At 68.2% G+C, this 17,221-nt stretch carries 15 protein-coding genes; 7 read left to right on the top strand and 8 right to left on the bottom strand.

Going from position 1 to position 17,221, the window contains the following annotated elements:
• Positions 1 to 241: 241 nt before the first annotated feature.
• The 3 genes from AC1DK4_RS02880 (at position 242) to AC1DK4_RS02890 (ending at position 3,065) form a co-directional block, all read left to right on the top strand.
• Positions 242 to 1,021, top strand: coding sequence for a TetR/AcrR family transcriptional regulator (locus tag AC1DK4_RS02880; RefSeq protein WP_441611871.1), 780 nt, complete (start codon positions 242 to 244; stop codon positions 1,019 to 1,021).
• Entirely contained in the window at positions 1,018 to 2,412 is a 1,395-nt protein-coding gene (locus AC1DK4_RS02885) for a carotenoid oxygenase family protein (protein ID WP_441611870.1), read from the top strand. Before AC1DK4_RS02880 ends, AC1DK4_RS02885 begins: the two co-directional genes overlap by 4 nt.
• Before the next feature lie 80 nt (positions 2,413 to 2,492).
• On the top strand, positions 2,493 to 3,065 hold the full coding sequence (locus AC1DK4_RS02890; RefSeq protein WP_441611869.1) for a hypothetical protein: 573 nt from the start codon (positions 2,493 to 2,495) through the stop codon (positions 3,063 to 3,065).
• 56 nt (positions 3,066 to 3,121) lie between these two features.
• On the opposite strand, the gene AC1DK4_RS02895 is transcribed toward AC1DK4_RS02890, so the two are convergent.
• Together AC1DK4_RS02895 and AC1DK4_RS02900 are read right to left on the bottom strand one after the other, a co-directional pair.
• Positions 3,122 to 4,207, bottom strand: a complete 1,086-nt coding sequence (locus AC1DK4_RS02895) for a Zn-dependent alcohol dehydrogenase (RefSeq protein WP_441611868.1) — start codon at positions 4,205 to 4,207, stop codon at positions 3,122 to 3,124.
• A 109-nt stretch (positions 4,208 to 4,316) separates the two neighbouring features.
• Entirely contained in the window at positions 4,317 to 5,204 is an 888-nt protein-coding gene (locus AC1DK4_RS02900) for a mechanosensitive ion channel family protein (protein ID WP_441611867.1), read from the bottom strand.
• 331 nt (positions 5,205 to 5,535) lie between these two features.
• Here AC1DK4_RS02900 and AC1DK4_RS02905 point away from each other — a divergent pair, with 331 nt between their 5' ends.
• The 3 genes from AC1DK4_RS02905 (at position 5,536) to trhA (ending at position 9,632) form a co-directional block, all read left to right on the top strand.
• Positions 5,536 to 7,068 (top strand): amino acid permease, encoded by a 1,533-nt coding sequence (locus tag AC1DK4_RS02905; RefSeq protein WP_441611866.1) that lies wholly within the window; start codon positions 5,536 to 5,538, stop codon positions 7,066 to 7,068.
• Between the two features lie 74 nt (positions 7,069 to 7,142).
• Positions 7,143 to 8,813 (top strand): amidohydrolase, encoded by a 1,671-nt coding sequence (locus AC1DK4_RS02910; RefSeq protein WP_441611865.1) that lies wholly within the window; start codon positions 7,143 to 7,145, stop codon positions 8,811 to 8,813.
• 201 nt (positions 8,814 to 9,014) lie between these two features.
• Complete coding sequence (gene trhA, locus AC1DK4_RS02915) at positions 9,015 to 9,632, top strand: PAQR family membrane homeostasis protein TrhA (RefSeq protein ID WP_441611863.1); 618 nt, start codon at positions 9,015 to 9,017, stop codon at positions 9,630 to 9,632.
• Positions 9,633 to 9,650: 18 nt separating this feature from the next.
• Here the strand turns inward: trhA and AC1DK4_RS02920 are convergent, their stop codons facing one another.
• The 6 genes from AC1DK4_RS02920 to AC1DK4_RS02945 all read right to left on the bottom strand — a co-directional run bounded on the left by AC1DK4_RS02920 (position 9,651) and on the right by AC1DK4_RS02945 (position 16,212).
• Positions 9,651 to 10,865, bottom strand: coding sequence for a CaiB/BaiF CoA transferase family protein (locus AC1DK4_RS02920; protein ID WP_441611862.1), 1,215 nt, complete (start codon positions 10,863 to 10,865; stop codon positions 9,651 to 9,653).
• 22 nt (positions 10,866 to 10,887) lie between these two features.
• Positions 10,888 to 11,697 carry an enoyl-CoA hydratase/isomerase family protein gene (locus AC1DK4_RS02925; protein ID WP_441611861.1) on the bottom strand — a complete coding sequence of 270 codons (810 nt, stop codon included), beginning with the start codon at positions 11,695 to 11,697 and terminating at the stop codon, positions 10,888 to 10,890.
• Between the two features lie 20 nt (positions 11,698 to 11,717).
• Complete coding sequence (locus tag AC1DK4_RS02930) at positions 11,718 to 13,214, bottom strand: tripartite tricarboxylate transporter permease (RefSeq protein ID WP_441611860.1); 1,497 nt, start codon at positions 13,212 to 13,214, stop codon at positions 11,718 to 11,720.
• Between the two features lie 10 nt (positions 13,215 to 13,224).
• On the bottom strand, positions 13,225 to 13,734 hold the full coding sequence (locus AC1DK4_RS02935; RefSeq protein WP_441611859.1) for a tripartite tricarboxylate transporter TctB family protein: 510 nt from the start codon (positions 13,732 to 13,734) through the stop codon (positions 13,225 to 13,227).
• Between the two features lie 178 nt (positions 13,735 to 13,912).
• Positions 13,913 to 14,911 carry a Bug family tripartite tricarboxylate transporter substrate binding protein gene (locus tag AC1DK4_RS02940; protein WP_441611858.1) on the bottom strand — a complete coding sequence of 333 codons (999 nt, stop codon included), beginning with the start codon at positions 14,909 to 14,911 and terminating at the stop codon, positions 13,913 to 13,915.
• A 95-nt stretch (positions 14,912 to 15,006) separates the two neighbouring features.
• Positions 15,007 to 16,212, bottom strand: a complete 1,206-nt coding sequence (locus AC1DK4_RS02945; protein ID WP_441611857.1) for a pyridoxal-phosphate-dependent aminotransferase family protein — start codon at positions 16,210 to 16,212, stop codon at positions 15,007 to 15,009.
• 249 nt (positions 16,213 to 16,461) lie between these two features.
• Here AC1DK4_RS02945 and AC1DK4_RS02950 point away from each other — a divergent pair, with 249 nt between their 5' ends.
• Positions 16,462 to 17,148 carry a GntR family transcriptional regulator gene (locus AC1DK4_RS02950; protein ID WP_477131379.1) on the top strand — a complete coding sequence of 229 codons (687 nt, stop codon included), beginning with the start codon at positions 16,462 to 16,464 and terminating at the stop codon, positions 17,146 to 17,148.
• Positions 17,149 to 17,221: the final 73 nt, after the last annotated feature.

The following is a 17,221-nucleotide window of genomic DNA, read 5'->3' on the forward strand; positions in this document are numbered from 1 at the left end:
CTGTCGCCTCGTCGCGCACCTGCCGGCGCCGGAGCCATTGTCCCACAGGGCGAACAATGGCATGGGCGGCGGGCAGTGTCCGCGGAGGGGAAGAAACACCCCCGGCAAAAAATGCCTTGATAATTTACAACGTAAATATACACTGTAAATCATCGCTGCCCGGCACACCGGCCGGCCAGGCTCGTGAATCACTTTGCCGCGCTTTGCTGCGTATCCACCCCGTATCCGCGCCACCCGAACCATGGCAAAAAACCTGACCCAGGACGAAATCGACGCTTTCAAGGCACGCCTTTGCGCAGTGGCCGAACGGCGCTTCGCCGAAGGCGGCGTGGCCAGCGTCAGCATGCGCCAGCTCGCGGATGAACTGGGCTGCAGCCCGATGACGCCGTACCGCTATTTCCGCGACAAGGACGACATCCTGGCCGCAGTGCGCACCGCGGCATTCGATCGCTTCGCCGCCGCGCTGGAGGCCGCCGGCGCGGGCGCCAGCGCCGCCGAGCCGCGCGACCGGGCGCGCGCGGTAGGCCAGGCTTACCTGGATTTCGCCTTCGCCGAGCCCAATGCCTACCGGCTGATGTTCGAACTGACCCAGCCGGGCGATGCGCGCTATCCGGAACTGGAGCGCGCCGGGTCGCGGGCGCGCCGCACCATGAGCGCCCACCTGGAAGGCATGGCCGAGCGCGGCCTGATCCACGGCGACCCGCATGTGCTGAGCTACGTGATCTGGGCCTCGATCCACGGCCTGGTGATGTTGCGCCTGGCCGGCAAGCTGCCGGACGAACCCGGCTACCGCGTCATCCACGCCGAGATGATGCGCCTGCTGGGACAAGGCATGCGCATGCCGGTGGCCGGCCCGGCCAGCGCGCCCGCCGCGCACACGCCGGCCGCCACATCCGAAGCCGCCCCCGAAGCCGCCCCCGAAGCCAAACCCGAAGCCAAACCCCAAGCCAAACCCCAAGCCACCCCCACCGCCGAACCGGAACCGGCCCGGCAGCAGACCAGGAAAAGGAGCACGACATGAGCAAGCCGTTCCCGCCTTCGCCCTATCTCAGCGGCAATTTCGCCCCCATCCTGATGGAGTGCGACGCGCCCGACCTGCCAGTGCTGGGCGAATTGCCGCGCGCGCTGCGCGGCACGCTCTACCGCAACGGACCCAACCCGCAGTTCGCGCCGCGCGATGCCTTCTACCACTGGTTCATCGGCGACGGCATGGTGCATGCCTTCCATATCGAGGACGGGCGCGTGCGCTACCGCAACCGCTGGGTGCGCACCAACAAGTTCCAGCGCGAACAGGCCGCCGGCGGCGCCCTGTTCGGCAGCTGGGGCAATCCGGCCACCACCGACCCCGCGGTGGCGGGCCAGAACGACGGCGTGGCCAACACCAATATCCTGTGGCATGGCGCGCGCCTGCTGGCACTGGAAGAAGCCGACCTGCCGGTGGAGCTGGACCGCGAGACGCTGGCCACGCGCGGCGACGTGGACTACGGCGGCAAGCTGACGGGTCCCATGACCGCGCACCCCAAGGTGGACCCGGTCACCGGCGAGATGGTGTTCTTCGCCTACTCGGCCGACGGCCCCTTCACGCCCTCCCTGCGCTACGGCGTGGTGGACCGTGCCGGCCAGCTCCAGCGCCTGGAACGCTTCGAGGCGCCATATCCGAGCATGGTCCACGATTTCATGGTGACGCAGAACCACGTGCTGTTTCCCATCCTGCCGGTGACCGGCAGCATGGAGCGCGCCATGCGCGGCGAACCGGCCTATGCGTGGGAGCCGGAGAAGGGCTCGCATATCGGCATCATGCCGCGCCAGGGCGGCGTGGCCAGGATGCGCTGGTTCCGCGGCGAAGCGTGCTACGTCTTCCACGTGATGAATGCATGGGAATCCGGCAACAGGATCATCGCCGACGTGATGCAGTACGACACCGCACCGCTGTTCAACCCCAACGCCGACGGCGCACGCGCGCGCTTGTGCCGCTGGACCTTCGACATGGCCGGCAACTCGGACACCTTCACGCGCGAATACCTGGACGACATGGCGGGCGAGTTCCCGCGCTTCGACGAGCGCTTCGCCACCCTGCCCTACCGCCACGGCTACTTCGCGTTTCGCCAGCACGAAAGCAGCGCGCGGGGCAGCTATGACGGCCTGGCCCATATCGACCTGCGCAGCGGCAAGCGCACGGTGCACGTGCTCGACGAGGGCGACGCGGTCTCCGAGCCGGTATTCGTGCCGCGCGCGGCCGACAGCGCCGAAGGCGACGGCTGGCTGATCGCCACGGTCTTCCGCGGCGCGGAGAACCGCAGCGACATGGTGGTCTACGAGGCCGGCGCCATCGCCGACGGCCCGGTGGCCACGGTGCAGTTGTCGCACCGCGTCCCGTTCGGCTTCCACGGCAACTGGCTCGGCGCCGACTGAACCGCCGCCGCGCCTGCGGACACTTTCATTGCCACGCGGCCGGGCAACCATCGGGCCGCAAGATCCCCAAGGAGAACAGCATGGGAATTCTGACTGGTTTCGCCCCGTTCATCGCCTTCTTCATCGCCACGCGCCGCGTCTCGCCACTGGCGGGACTGGCCGCCGCCCTCGCGGTCTCGCTGTTCCTGTGCGCACGCATGTGGCGGCGGGGCGAATCGCTCAAGGTGCTGGAGCTTGGCACGCTGGTGCTGTTCGGGCTGCTGCTGGCCTATACGCTGGTGGCCGCGCCAAGCTGGACGATAGCCACGGTGCGGCTGGCGGTCGATGGCGGCCTGCTGGCCATCATCGTGATCTCGCTGGCGATCGGCAAGCCGTTCACGCTGCAATATGCGCGCGAACGGGTCGCGCCGGAGCTGTGGGACTCGCCCCGCTTCCTGGCGGTGAACCGCCACATCACGCTGGTGTGGGCGGTGGCCCTGGCCGTGCTGGTGGCCGCCGACGCGGCCGCCGAGTATGTGAGCGCGATCCCGCTGTGGGTCGACGTGGCGGTCAGCCTGGCCGCCATGGGCGGCGCGGTGCTCTTCACCATCCGCTACCCGCAGGCGGTGCGCCGCGCGGCCGAAGCGGCAGCGGCGAGCCAGCCGCAACGCTAGGCGAGCCCGGGACGGCGGAGCCCGCCCTTTCCTTTTGCCGGTTCGGCGCGCCGCGCTCAGTGCTCGAACATGATCACCGAGCGCGCGAGTTCGCCGCGGCGCAGTTCGTCGAAGGCTTCGTTGATGTTCTCCAGCGGCATGCGGCGCGAGATCAGTTCGTCCAGCCTGAGCTTGCCCGAGAGGTAGAAGTCCACCAGCCGCGGCATGTCCACCGGGAAGCGGTTGGAACCCATCATCGAGCCCTGGATGCGCTTCTCGGCCAGGAAATCGGTGCCCTTGATCTCGATCTTCACGCCCGGCGCGATCATGCCGATCACGGTGGCGGTGCCGCCCCGGCGCAGCATCGAGAAGGCCTGCTCGGCGGTCTGCTTGAGGCCGATGGCCTCGAAGGCGTGATGCACGCCGCCGCGCGTGAGCGCGCGCACGGCTTCCACCGCATCGGTATCCGCCGCGTTGACCACGTCGGTCGCGCCGAACTGTTTCGCCAGCTCCAGCTTGCCCGGCACGCGGTCGATTGCGATGATGCGGCCCGCGCCGGCGATGGCCGCCCCGTTGATGGTGGCCAGGCCGATGCCGCCGCAGCCGATCACGGCCACGGTCTCGCCGGGCTGCACGCGCGCGGTATGCACCACCGCGCCCACGCCGGTGGTCACGGCGCAGCCGATCAGCGCGGCGCGGTCCAGCGGCATCTCGGGGCGGATCGCCACCAGCGCATGCTCATGGATCAGCATCTGCTCGGCGAAGGCCGACAGGTTGAGGAACTGGTTCATCGGCGCGCCTTTGGCCAGCAGGCGCGGCTCCTCGCCCTCGCGGCGCCTGGTGTCGGGCTCCACGCATAGCGACAAGTGGCCGGTCAGGCAGTGCTCGCAATGGCCGCAATAGGCCGACAGGCAGGTGATCACATGATCGCCGGGCTTGACCGTGCGCACCTCCGAACCCACCTGCTCGACAATGCCGGCGGCCTCGTGGCCCAGCACCACCGGCGTGGGGAAGGGATAGGCGCCGTCCAGGAAATGCAGGTCCGAATGGCACACGCCCACCGCGGCCGTGCGCAGCAGCACCTCGCGCGGGCCGGGCTTGCCGATGGCGACGTCTTCGATCACGAGCGGGGTCTTGGGTTGATGCATGACGGCGGCTTTCATGGGTCTCCTCGTTGTCCGACAGGGTTCGAATGCGCATGCGGCGCCTCGCGCAGCAAGGGCTACCATACAGCCGAAACGGGATTCGGTGAAGCCGTCCGGCCGGCCCTCGTCAGGTGGCAGAGGCGGCAGGGGTCGCCGCTGCCGCTGTGGCGGGCGTCGCGGCTGCGGCCGCGGCCGCAGCCGCCTCGCCGCGCTGGCGGTGATACTGCCGCAGGATCTGCTGCCCGACCGACAGGCGCGAGGCCACCGGCACCGGGAAGCGCACCAGCGCGTCGAGCTTGTCCGCGGCCACGGCCTCGAACAGCACGCGCGGCTCGAACTGCGAGAGATCGAGGAAGCGCGAGCCGCCGTACTCCTGCAGGCTGTGCCGGGCCTCGGCCAGGAACGGCGCGCAGACCTGCTCGGTGATGGCGATCAGGTCGGCCTCGACGCGGTCCGGGTCGCATTTCTCCGGCAACGGCAGTCGCAGGGTATCCAGCGTGTACTTGCCGGCTTGCGAATGGTTGCGCACGGCCGAGGTCAGCAGCGTGCTGTTGGGGATCTGCACCGTGGACCCGGTGAACTGCCGCGTGCCGGCGATCTCCACCAGCGTGGTGGTGAGCGCGTCCATGTCCACCACCTCGCCGGAATATGGCCCGATCTCCACGATGTCGCCGAGCTGGAACGGGCGCGCCATCATGCGCAGGAAGGCGCCCAGGAAACACATCACCAGTTCCTTGCCGCCGATCACCAGCGCCACCGCGAAGGCGGTCAGCGAGATCGCCACGCTCTTGAGCTCGGACACCCAGATGCCGAGCAGCAGCAGGAACACCACCGCCGCGACCGCGTTGCGCGAGGCCACCGTCCAGGTGCGGTAGCTGCCGCGGTTGTCCTTGTCGGCGAGCTGGCGCGACTGGAAGAAGCGGTTGACGAACTTCACCGCCACCATGCCGGCGAGCACGATGGCAAGGCTCAGCCCGATGTGCAGCAGATAACTATCGTTGAAGGGCAGGGTCATGAGGATTAGTCCGAATACGGCTTGGCAGCGCTGCCGGCAGGGCCGCGCCTGCGCGAAGTCAAACCCCGATTCTAGCCATGCTGCAATGCACGATCGCAAAACATGGCTTCCCGCGCGCGACCCGGCACGCACGGAACCATGCCCCATCGCGGTGCGCGACCGCTTCCGCCGCGCCGCGTTTTCTCTTATGATGCCGCCGTATGTACCAGCCGGTGAATGTATTGCATGCCTGTACGCGGCATGCCAGCCGGGCTGGGTCGCACGCCGGCACCGCCGGCGAATGCGGGCGGTGCCGGCAGGCCCGGCCCTCCTGCCCCAACCCCTCTCGCCCATGACCATCGAGCCTCCCGCCACCGGCACCGCTCCGCCCGCCCTGCGCCGCACCTTGCGCGCGCGCCACCTCACCATGATCGCGATCGGCGGCTCGATCGGCACCGGCCTGTTCGTCGCCTCCGGGGCCACCATCGCGCAGGCGGGCCCGGGCGGCGCGCTGGCGGCGTATGTGCTGATCGGCGCCATGGTGTACTTCCTCATGACCAGCCTGGGCGAGCTGGCGGCCTATATGCCGGTGTCGGGCTCGTTCGCCACCTACGGCGCGCTCTACGTGGACGAAGGCTTCGGCTTCGCGCTGGGCTGGAACTACTGGTACAACTGGGCGGTGACCATCGCGGTGGAGCTGGCGGCGGCGCAACTGGTGATGCTGTACTGGTTCCCCGATACGCCCGGCCTGCTGTGGAGCGCGCTGTTCCTTGGCGTGATGTTCCTGCTCAATGCCATCTCGGTGCGCGGCTTCGGCGAGGCCGAATACTGGTGCGCGCTGGTCAAGGTGGTGACGGTGATCGCCTTTATCGTCATTGGCGTGCTGATGATCTTCGGCATCCTGCGCGGCGACGGCGGTGGCCTGCCGGTCGGCCTGCAGAACCTGACCGCGGGCGATGCGCCCTTCGTCGGCGGGCTGCCCGCCATGATCGGCGTGGCCATGATCGCCGGCTTCTCGTTCCAGGGCACGGAGCTGATCGGCGTGGCCGCGGGCGAATCGGCCGATCCGGCGAAGAACATCCCGCGCGCCGTGCGCCAGGTGTTCTGGCGCATCCTGCTGTTCTACGTGCTGGCGATCCTGATCATCGGCATCCTGATTCCCTACACCGACCCGAGCCTGCTCAAGAACGACGTGGAAACGGTGGGCGTGAGCCCGTTCACGCTGGTGTTCCGCCATGCGGGCCTCGCCTTCGCCGCCGGGGTGATGAATGCGGTGATCCTGACGGCGGTGGTGTCCGCCGGCAACTCCGGCATGTACGCCTCCACCCGCATGCTCTACAACCTCGCCACCGAAGGCCGCGCGCCGCGCATCTTCGCGCGGCTCACGCGCAACGGCGTGCCGCTGGCGGCGCTGCTGGCCACCACCGCGGTGGGCGCGCTGTGCTTCCTGACCTCGCTGTTCGAGAGCAAGTCGGTCTACCTGTGGCTGCTCAACCTGTCGGGCATGACGGGCTTCATCGCCTGGCTGGGCATTGCGGTGAGCCACTACCGCTTCCGCCGCGGCTTCGTGGCACAGGGGCTGGACCTGTCGCGCCTGCCTTATCGCTCGCCATTTTTCCCGTACGGCCCGCTGTTCGCCTTCGGGCTGTGCCTGGTCGTCACGCTGGGGCAGAACTACCAGGCCTTCACCGACGGCAAGATCGACTGGGTGGCGGTGACCGCCACCTATATCGGCATCCCGATCTTCCTCGCGATCTGGCTGGGCTATCGCATCGTGCGCAAGACGCATTTCGTACGCTATGCCGACATGAAATTCCCGCCGCTGCCACCTGCGCGAAGCGAGGCGGGCGGCCCCGCCCTTCCCGCTGCGGCGACGGCCGAATAAAGAGCACCAAGCAGTCATCCTGAGAGCCCATAAGAAAACCAAAGCGCTGTACCACAACAACAAGGAGAGTTGATTTGAAACACGCAATCCACAAGAGCCTGCTGGCGCTGGCCGCCGGCCTCGCGCTGTCGGCCCACGCCGCGCCCAGCCTGGTCGAATCCGTGCAGGGCTACACGCTGAAGAACGACCAGGTCGCCAGCTTCACCGGCCTTGTGTTCGACCAGGGCAAGGTGCTGGCCACCGGTGACGCCGCCGCGTTGCGTGCGCAGTATCCCGATGCGAAGCGCATCGACGGCCAGGGCAAGACCTTGCTGCCGGGCCTGATCGACGCGCACGGCCATGTGTTCCGCCTGGGCTTCAAGACCACCGAGATCTCGCTGTCGGAAACCAGGGACCTGCAGGAAGCGCAAGGCATCATCCGCGCCTATGGCGTCAGCAACCCGCAACGCAAGTGGTTGCTGGGCTATGGCTGGAACCAGGTCAACTGGAAGCTGGGCCGCTTTCCCACCGCGGCCGAACTGGACGCCGCCGTCTCCGACCGCCCCGCGCGCCTGGTGCGCGTGGATGGCCACGCCGCGTGGCTCAATACCAGGGCGATGCAGGCCGCCGGCATCACGCGCGACACCAAGGACCCGGCAGGCGGGCGCATCGAGCGCGACGCCAACGGCAATCCCACCGGCGTGCTGGTCGACAAGGCGATGGCGCTGGTCAACAACGTGATCCCGCCTTACTCCGACGACGACCGCCGCGCCGCGCTGGCCGCCGCGCTCGCGCATATGAACGCGCTCGGCCTGACCGCGGCGGGCGACGCTGGCGTGACCGCGCAGGAGGACCGCATCTACCGCGAGTTCGCCGACCAGGGCAAGCTGACCACGCGCATCTACGGCATGATCCGCGACACCGGCGACGACTTCAAGGCGCTCTCGGCCAAGGGCCCGCTCTCGGGCTATGGCAACGACCGCTACTACCTGCGCGCCGTCAAGCTGTACGGCGACGGCGCGCTGGGCAGCCGCGGCGCGGCCCTGATGGCGCCCTACTCGGACGACCACGTGCACAGCGGCCTGCTGTTCATGAGCGACGCCGCCATGCAGGCAGCCGTCAAGACCGCCATCAAGGCCGGCTACCAGGTCAATGTGCACGCCATCGGCGATGCCACCAACCACCAGGTGCTGGACGCGCTCGAAGTGGCCTACAAGGAAGTCGGCGGCCGCGAACTGCGCAACCGCATCGAGCACGCGCAAGTCGTGTCGCTGCCGGACATCCCGCGCTTCAAGAAGCTCGACCTGATCGCCTCGATGCAGCCCACCCATGCGACCAGCGACATGAACATGGCCGAGGACCGCATCGGCCAGGAACGCATCAAGGGCGCCTATGCGTGGCAGACCATGCTCAGGCAAGGCACGGTGATCGCCGGCGGCTCGGACTTCCCGGTGGAATCCGCCAACCCCTTCTACGGCCTGCACGCTGCGGTGACGCGCACGGACCACCAGGGCCGCCCGATCAAGGGCTGGCACCCGGAAGAAGCGATGACGCTGACCCAGGCCTTCCGCGCCTTCACGCTGGACGCCGCCTACGCGGAACACCAGGAGAAGACGCTGGGCTCGCTGGAGCCGGGCAAGTGGGCCGATTTCATCCTGGTCGACCAGGACCTGTTCAAGGTCGCGCCGGGCGAGATCTGGAAGACCCGCGTGCTGCAGACGTGGGTGGCCGGCGAACGCGTCTACGCACAAGGCGAACGGCGCTGAGCCAGGCCTGAATCACCGGGGCGGGCCGCCGCCCCGGAAAGACCCTGCGGCCCGGCAGGGTTCTGCAGACCGGTGATCCGTGCAAGAATACGGCCTATTGCACCGCAGCAGCGCTGCGGCGGCAACGTCCCCTGACGCAATCGCCCGGGAAATCGTTTCACGATGCCACCCGGGCGGCCAGACACAGGAGAAGCCACGCCCATGTACCACGGAGAACGCTTCAACGGTTACAGCCACCTCGCCGGCGCCGTCCTCGCGGCCGCCGGCACGGCCGTCCTCGTTACCTCCTCCGCCCTGTACCACGATGCCTGGAAGGTCGTCAGCTCGGTGGTCTACGGCAGCACGCTGGTGTTCCTCTACACCATCTCCACGCTCTACCACAGCCTGCGCGGCCGCCCCAAGGACGTGCTGCGGCGGCTGGACTACTGCGCCATCTACCTGCTGATCGCCGGCAGCTACACGCCGTTCGCGCTGGTGACGCTGCGCGGGCCGTGGGGCTGGACGCTGTTCGGGGTGAACTGGGGGCTGGCGCTGATCGGCATTGCGCAGGAGTTGTGGATCGGCAAGCGCACGCGCATCTTCTCGCTGCTGATCTACGTTCTGATGGGATGGCTGGTGCTGTTCGCGTTCGGGCCGCTGGTGGCGGCGCTGCCGGCCGCGGGCCTGTACTGGCTGGTGGCCGGCGGCGCGCTCTACACGGCGGGCATCGGCTTCTTCCTGTTCGACGAGAAGGTGCGCCATTTCCACGGGATCTGGCACCTGTTCGTGCTGGCGGGCAGCGCCTGCCAGTTCGCGAGCATTTTCTGGTACGTGGGATAGGCGCCGGCGGCGCCATCCTCACCGCACGGCGCCCGTCTCCCGCATGCTTTCGATCTCGGCTTCGCCGTAGCCATATTCGGCCAGCAGCTCGCGCGTGTGTTCGCCCAGGCCTGGCGCGGGCCGCACGTATTGCGCGGGCGTCTCCGACAACTGCACCGGCAACCCCAGCGTCTTGATCGCGCCGGCCACCGCATGCTGCTGCTCGACCACCATGCCGCGCGCCAGCGTCTGCGGGTGGGCGAGCGCCTCGCCGATCGAATGCACCGGCCCCGCCGGCACTCCCGCGCGGTCGAACTCGGCCAGCCAGTGCGCCGACGGCCGGCCGCAGAGGATCCCGGCCATGGCAGGCAGCAGGCTGTCGCGGTGGCGCATGCGGTCGGCATTCAGGCGGTAGCGCGGGTCGTCCAGCCACTCGGGCTTGCCCAGCACCTGCGCGATGCGTTCCCAGTTTTTCTCGTTGGCGCCGCCGACGATGATATGGCCGTCCTGCGTCGGGAAGGCCTGGTAAGGCGTGGCGAGGATATGCGCCGAGCCGCTCGGCCCCGGCGATTCGCCGGTGGCGAAATGGATGGCGGCGTGCCAGTAGAGCTGCTGCAGGCCGGCCTCGATCAGCGAGGTTTCGACCACCTGGCCGCGTCCGGTCTTCTGCTTGTGCTGGCAGGCGGCGAGGATGCCGAAGGCGGCCAGGATGCCGGCGTTGATATCGGCGATGGAGTTGCCGGTGCGCAGCGGCGGCCCGCCCTCCTCGCCCGTGATGCTCATCAGGCCGGCGAAGCCCTGCGCGATCAGATCGAAGCCGCCCTTGTCCGCGGCGGGGCCGCTGCGCCCGTAGCCGGAGATGGCGCAGTAGATCAGGCCCGGGTTATGCCGCGAGAGCGTGTCGTAGCCGAGGCCGAGCTTTTCCATCGTGCCCTTGCGGAAGTTCTCGATCACCACGTCGGCATCTTTCACCATGCGCAGGAAGACCTCGCGGCCCTCGGGCTGCTTCAGGTCCAGCGCAATGGCGCGCTTGTTGCGGTTGAGCATCAGGAAGGGCGCGGAGACACCGTTGATCTGCGGCTCGCGGTAGCCGCGCGCGTCATCGCCGCCGTCGGTCTTCTCGATCTTGATCACCTCGGCGCCGAGATCGGCCAGCATCATGCCGCAGGTGGGGCCGGCCATGATCTGCGCCAGCTCCAGCACGCGCATGCCGGAAAGAGCGCCGGGGCGGGGAAATGCGTTGGTATCCTGCATCGCGGGTGCGCTCCGTCGGGGCCTAGCTGCCGCTGAACCGCGGGGTTTCCTTGGCGAGGAAGGACTGGAAGCCGGTGCGGAAATCCCCGGTATCGAAGCAGTCGAAGGCTTCGTCCAGCTCGCGCGCGTCCAGCGTCTTGCCGGCTGCCAGCTGGCGCGCGAACTTCTTGTGCCAGCGCGCCACCAGCGGCGCTCCGGCGGCGATGCGCGCGGCGGTGGCGCGCGTCTCGGCGGCCACCTCGGCGTCCGCCACCACGCGCGACACCAGGCCCATGCCGAGGGCTTCGTCGGCGCCGATGATGCGGCCTTCGAACAGGATCTCCAGCGTGCGCGCCTCGCCCACCAGGCGGATCAGCGGCGCCATCTCGGCATGCGCCATCACCAGGCCGAGGTTCTTGATCGGCGCGCCGAAGCGGCTGCCCGCGCCGCAGATGCGGATATCGGCCATGGCCGCCACTTCCAGCCCGCCGCCCACGCAGATGCCGTGGATCTGCGCCACCACCGGGTGCGGGCAGTCGAGGATGGCCTGCGCGGTGGCGTGCATCACGCGGCCGTAAGCAATGGCCTGCGCCTTGTTGGAGCGGGCCGTGGCGAACTCGGAGATATCGTTGCCGGGCGAGAAGGCGCGCTCGCCGGCGCCGCGCACCACCACGCAGCGCACCGACATATCGGCGGACAGGGTGCGAAAGGCGTCACCAAGCTGCTGCCACATCGCCAGCGTCAACGCATTGAGCTTGGCCGGGCGGTTGAGCACCACGGTGGCGACGGCGCCGTCGCGTTCGAGCAGGAGCGGCGCTTCGCCGGTGGTGGCTGCGTTCGGGATTTCGTTCATGCGGGGTCTCCCTCTTCGGCTCAGGCCAGCGCGCGGCGGCGCTGGCGCAGGCCGCCGATCAGCGGCCACACCAGGCTGGTCACCGCCAGCGCCATGATGGTGCCGACCAGCCCGTTGGACCAGAACACCTCCATGCTGCCGGAGGAGATCAGCATGGTCTGGCGGAATGCGTCCTCGGCGCGGTCGCCCAGCACCAGGGCCAGCACCAGCGGCGCCAGCGGATAGTCGAGCTTCTTGAGCACATAGCCCACCACGCCGAAGATCAGCATCAGCCAGACATCGAACATGGCGTTGTGCACGGTGAAGGCGCCGATGGCGCAGACCACCAGGATCAGCGGCGCGATGATGGCGAACGGAATGCGCAGGATGGCGGCGAACAGCGGTACCGTGGACAGCACCACCAGCAGCCCGGCGATATTGCCCAGGTACATGCTGGCGATCAGGCCCCACACGAAGGTCTTCTGCTCGGTGAACAGGAGCGGCCCCGGCTGCAGCCCCCAGATCATCAGGCCGCCCAGCAGCACCGCGGCGGTGGCGGAGCCGGGAATGCCCAGCGCCAGCATCGGCAGCAGCGCGCTGGTGCCGGCCGCGTGCGCGGCCGATTCCGGCGCGATCACGCCCTCCACATTGCCCTTGCCGAAGCTGTCGGGGTCGCGCGCGAAGCGCTTGGCCACGCCGTAGCCCATGAAGGACGCGGCGGTGGCGCCGCCGGGCGTCACCCCCAGCCAGCACCCGATCACCGACGAGCGCAGCAGCGTCAGCCAGTAGCGCGGCAGCTCGGCCCAGGTCTTGAGCACCACCTTGAGGTCGATGTTGGCGCGCTTGCCGCGGAACGCGATGCCTTCTTCCATCGTCATCAGGATCTCGCTGATGCCGAACAGGCCGATCACCACCACCAGGAAATCGAAGCCCCGCAGCAGCTCGGTGGAGCCGAAGGTCATGCGCAGCGTGCCGGAAACCGTGTCCATGCCCACCGCCGCCAGCGCAAAGCCCACGCACATCGCGATCAGGATCTTGGGCTTGCTTTCCTTGCCCATGCCGATGAAGCTGCAGAAGGTGAGGAAGTAGACCGCGAAGAACTCAGGCGGGCCGAAGCGCAGCGCGAACTTCGCCACCATCGGCGCGAGGAAGGTGATCAGCAGCACGCCCACCAGCGCACCGACGAAGGAGCCGGTGAAGGCCGATGTCAGCGCACGCCCGGCCTGGCCCTGCTGCGCCATCGGGTAGCCGTCGAAAGTGGTCGCCACGGACCAGGCCTCGCCGGGAATATTGAAGAGAATGGAGGTGATGGCGCCGCCGAACAGCGCGCCCCAGTAGATGCACGACAGCATGATGATGGCCGAGGTGGGCTCCATGCTGAAGGTCAGCGGCAGCAGGATGGCCACGCCGTTGGGGCCGCCCAGGCCGGGCAGCACGCCCACCACGATGCCGAGCAGGATGCCGACCAGCATCAGCCCGACGTTGTGCCACGACATCGCCACGGCGAAGCCGCCCATCAGTGAGTTGAGTTCTTCCATGGCCGCCTCTTCAGAAACCGAACGCCGCTTCGAGCGGGCCCTTGGGCAGCGGCACGCGGAACTGCATCTCGAAGACCCAGAACAGCACCACGTTGATCGCCACGCCGGCCAGCACCGCCCGCCACCAGGCGAACTTGCCGATGGCCACCATGAACCCCGCGATGAAGACGGCCGACGCCACATAGATGCCAAGCACGGCGATCAGCCCGACGTACACGGTCAGCGGCACCACGATCACGCCGACCTGGCGCAGCTGCGGCCAGGTAACGAAGGGGGCGCCGCCGCCGTCCATGCGCCATGCCTGCCACAGCACCGCCAGGCAGGACACGAAGATAATGGCGCCGATGCGCAGCGGGAAATACCCGGCCTCCGGGCCGTCGGGCGCCCAGCCGGCACCGATGCGGTAGTTGCTCACCATCACCACCACCGCGCCCAGGGCGATCAGCAGCGCGACCGCGATCTCGGCGGTCCGCACCGAGATCGCCGCCGCGCCGGCATGGCCTTCGGGATGTTCGTTCATGCTGGGGTCTCCTTTTGCGAGGCTGCGGCCGCGGGCCGCGCCTGTCTTCTGTTGAAGGATGTGCAAGTACGCGGATGGTGCGGTGCCGTGTTCCCCGCTCCCGCGAGCGGGAGCGCGCAGAGGAGAGCGGGGAGCGGGGAGAAACACAGACAGAAGAAACCCGGCGAGGCGCCTGCGCCTACCGCGCCGCCACGAATCCCGCTTCCTTGATGATGTCCCTGTGGCGGGTCTCGTCCGCGCCGAGGAAATCGACCAGCTTCTGCCCGGCCAGGAAGTCGTTCTTGAGGGCGTTCTTCTCGAGGTAGTCCTTCCATTCCGGCGTGGCGACCACCTTCTGCATCAGCTCGACGTAGTACTTCTGCTGGTCGGGCGTCACGCCGCCCGGCAGCATGAACACGCGCAGCATCTGGTATTGCACGTCGAGGCCCTGTTCCTTGCAGGTGGGGATGTCGCCCCAGCTTTGCGTGGCGGTGATCTTGGCCGAGTAGTTCATCCGTGCCGGCGCGAACACGCACAGCGCGCGGTGCTCGCCGGCACGCCACTGGCCGATCGATTCGGACGGGTTGTTGACGTTGGCGTCGATGTGCTTGCCGGAGAGCTGCGTGGCGGCCTCGCCGCCGCCCTTGTACGGGATGTAGATGAACTTCGCGCCGGTCTTGCGCTCGACCTGCGCGGTGATGATCTGGTCCTCGCGCTTGGAGCTGGTGCCGCCCATTTTCATTTTTCCGGCCATCTTCTTCGCGTCGTTGACGAAGTCGGCGGGGGTCTTGTACGGCGCCTCGGCATTGGTCCACAGCACGAACTCGTCGAGCGCGACCATGGCCACCGGCGTGAGGTCGCGCCAGTTGAACGGGAGCTGGCTGATCATCGGCACGGTATAGAGCGCGGACGAAGTGACCAGCAGCTTGTGCGCGTCGCCGCGCGAAGCCTTGGTGTCCATCAGGCCTTCGGCGCCGGAGGCGCCCGCCTTGTTGAGCACGATGACGGGCTGCGCCATCAGCTTGTGCTTGGCGATGATGCCCTGGATGGAGCGCGCCATCTGGTCGGACGCACCGCCCGCGCTGAACGGCACCACGATCTCCACCGGCTTGGTCGGCTCCCAGGCCAGCGCGGGCGTGCCCACGGCGCCAAGCAGCGAGGCGCACGCAAGCGCGCGCAAGGTCAAACGCAAGGTCATGACTTGTCTCCTTTGGTTGGATCGCCGTGCGCTCTGTCGGCACATCGGCACATGCCGGGCGGCACCGCGGGGCCCGCCCGTGCTGCGAACCGCGCCTACCTTGCCGCCGCCTCCAATGCCACCGAGGACGCGCGCAGGCTGTCCATCGCCGCCAGCACGCCGCCGGCCCGGTGCGGGATGCCGGCCAGCGCCAGCCCCATCTCGACGCCGGCCAGCGTGCCCATCAGGGTCAGGTCGTTGAAATCGCCGAGATGGCCGATGCGGAAGACCTTGCCCGACAGCCTGGACAAGCCTTGGCCCAGCGACATATTGAAGTGCTGCAGCACGATGCGGCGGAAGGCGTCGGCGTCATGCCCTTGCGGCAGCAGCACCGCGGTCAGCGCCGGGCTGTATTCGGCCGGGTTCTGGCACAGGATCTCCAGTCCCCAGGCGCGCACCGCGCGGCGCGTGGCCTCGGCGTGGCGCTGGTGGCGCGCGAAGACGTTGCCGAGCCCTTCGGCGAACAGCATGTCGCAGGCTTCGGACAGGCCATAGAGCAGGTTGGTGGCCGGCGTGTAGGGCCAGTACCCGTTCTTGTTGGCCTCGATGATCTCGTCCCAGCCCCAGAACGCACGCGGCAGCCGCGCCGAAGCCGAGGCCGCGATGGCCTTCTGGCTGACGGCGTTGAAGGACAGGCCGGGTGGCAGCATCAGGCCCTTCTGCGAACCGGACACGGTCACGTCCACGCCCCATTCGTCGTGGCGGTAGTCCACCGAGCCGAGCGAGGAAATCGTATCGACCAGCAGCAGCGCCGGATGGCCGGCCGCGTCGATGGCGCGGCGCACGGCGGCGATATCGGAGGTCACGCCGGTGGAGGTCTCGTTGTGCACCACGCACACCGCCTTGATGGCATGGCCACGGTCCTGCCCGAGGTACGCGCCGATGGCGGCGGCGTCCACGCCGTGGCGCCAGTCGCCCACCAGGAACTCCGGCTGCAGGCCGAGCTTGTCGGCCATCTTCTTCCACAGCGAGGCGAAATGCCCGGTCTCGAACATCAGCACGCGATCGCCGGGAGACAGCGTGTTGACCAGCGCGGCCTCCCATGCGCCGGTCCCGGACGCCGGGTAGATCACCACCGGCTGCGCGGTCTGGAAGACCTTGCGCACATCGGCCAGCACCTTCTTGCCGAGCTGCTGGAACTCGGGCCCGCGGTGGTCGATGGTGGGATGGTCGATGGCGCGCAGCACGCGGTCCGGCACATTGGTGGGGCCGGGAATCTGCAGGAAATGCCGCCCGCTGGGATGGGAGTTCAGTCGGATCATGTCACCTCTCAGGCGTGGTTTTGAATTTTGTATTCAAAAAACAATGACACACTGCGGCGCTGCGATACGGGATAATGTAGTGCCGCCGCGCGTGCTGCAATCAGGGAAAAACCCCAGTAAATTCAAGGCCTATCGGGGAATTTGGCTGTGCTTTGGCGGGGCGGCGGCGGGGCCGCGGTGCGGCCCGGCAAGCTCGAAGCAAGTTCTTGCTTGCCCCAATGTAGATTTTGAATACAATATTGTCAAGCCATGAACATGATCTCGACCCCCGAAGCCATCGCCGTAGACCGCCAGATCCTGCATGTGGCGGTGGCGCAGCGCCTGCGCACGATGATCGTCGAAGGCGAGCTCGCGCCGGGCACTCGGCTCAACGAGCGCGTGCTGTGCGACCAGCTGCAGGTTTCGCGCACGCCGCTGCGGGAGGCCTTCAAGGTGCTGGCCAGCGACGGGCTCATCACGCTGCTGCCCAACCGGGGCGCCGAAGTGGTGCAGCTCTCGCGCGAGACCATCGACAACCTGTTCGAGATGATGGGCGGGCTGGAGGCCATGTCCGGCGAGCTGGCCTGCCAGCGCATCACGCCGGCGGAGCTGACCGAGATCCGCGCGCTGCATTTCGAGATGCTGGCGTGCCACGCGCGGCGCGACCTGCCGAACTACTACAGCCTGAACCGCCGTATCCATGACGCGATCAACGCGGCGGCGCGCAACCCGATCCTGGAGGAGACCTACCGCCGAATCAACCTGCGCATCCAGGCCCTGCGCTTTCGTTCCAACTTCGACCAGGACAAATGGGACCTGGCCGTGCGCGAGCACGGCGCCATGCTCGATGCGCTGGCCGCGCGCGATGGCGCGACGCTGCGCGAGATCCTGCGCCAGCACCTGAAGAACAAGCGCGATGCGCTGATCGCCGAACTAGATCGACTGGACGCGGCCTGAGGCACGCCGCGCCGCAAGCCAAGGCATGCGGCGCAGGACGGCGCCACGGCTGCGTTCCCTGCACCCACACCAG

The organism is Cupriavidus sp. 05N38 (assembly GCF_056397345.1).

Bases quoted from the DNA above. Each gene is read 5' to 3' on its own strand.
- AC1DK4_RS02880 (WP_441611871.1), top strand. From the start codon at position 242: ATGGCAAAAAACCTGACCCAGGACGAAATCGACGCTTTCAAGGCACGC.
- AC1DK4_RS02885 (WP_441611870.1), top strand. From the start codon at position 1,018: ATGAGCAAGCCGTTCCCGCCTTCGCCCTATCTCAGCGGCAATTTCGCC.
- AC1DK4_RS02890 (WP_441611869.1), top strand. From the start codon at position 2,493: ATGGGAATTCTGACTGGTTTCGCCCCGTTCATCGCCTTCTTCATCGCC.
- AC1DK4_RS02895 (WP_441611868.1), bottom strand. From the start codon at position 4,207: ATGAAAGCCGCCGTCATGCATCAACCCAAGACCCCGCTCGTGATCGAA.
- AC1DK4_RS02900 (WP_441611867.1), bottom strand. From the start codon at position 5,204: ATGACCCTGCCCTTCAACGATAGTTATCTGCTGCACATCGGGCTGAGC.
- AC1DK4_RS02905 (WP_441611866.1), top strand. From the start codon at position 5,536: ATGACCATCGAGCCTCCCGCCACCGGCACCGCTCCGCCCGCCCTGCGC.
- trhA (WP_441611863.1), top strand. From the start codon at position 9,015: ATGTACCACGGAGAACGCTTCAACGGTTACAGCCACCTCGCCGGCGCC.
- AC1DK4_RS02920 (WP_441611862.1), bottom strand. From the start codon at position 10,865: ATGCAGGATACCAACGCATTTCCCCGCCCCGGCGCTCTTTCCGGCATG.
- AC1DK4_RS02925 (WP_441611861.1), bottom strand. From the start codon at position 11,697: ATGAACGAAATCCCGAACGCAGCCACCACCGGCGAAGCGCCGCTCCTG.
- AC1DK4_RS02930 (WP_441611860.1), bottom strand. From the start codon at position 13,214: ATGGAAGAACTCAACTCACTGATGGGCGGCTTCGCCGTGGCGATGTCG.
- AC1DK4_RS02935 (WP_441611859.1), bottom strand. From the start codon at position 13,734: ATGAACGAACATCCCGAAGGCCATGCCGGCGCGGCGGCGATCTCGGTG.
- AC1DK4_RS02940 (WP_441611858.1), bottom strand. From the start codon at position 14,911: ATGACCTTGCGTTTGACCTTGCGCGCGCTTGCGTGCGCCTCGCTGCTT.
- AC1DK4_RS02945 (WP_441611857.1), bottom strand. From the start codon at position 16,212: ATGATCCGACTGAACTCCCATCCCAGCGGGCGGCATTTCCTGCAGATT.
- AC1DK4_RS02950 (WP_477131379.1), top strand. From the start codon at position 16,462: ATGAACATGATCTCGACCCCCGAAGCCATCGCCGTAGACCGCCAGATC.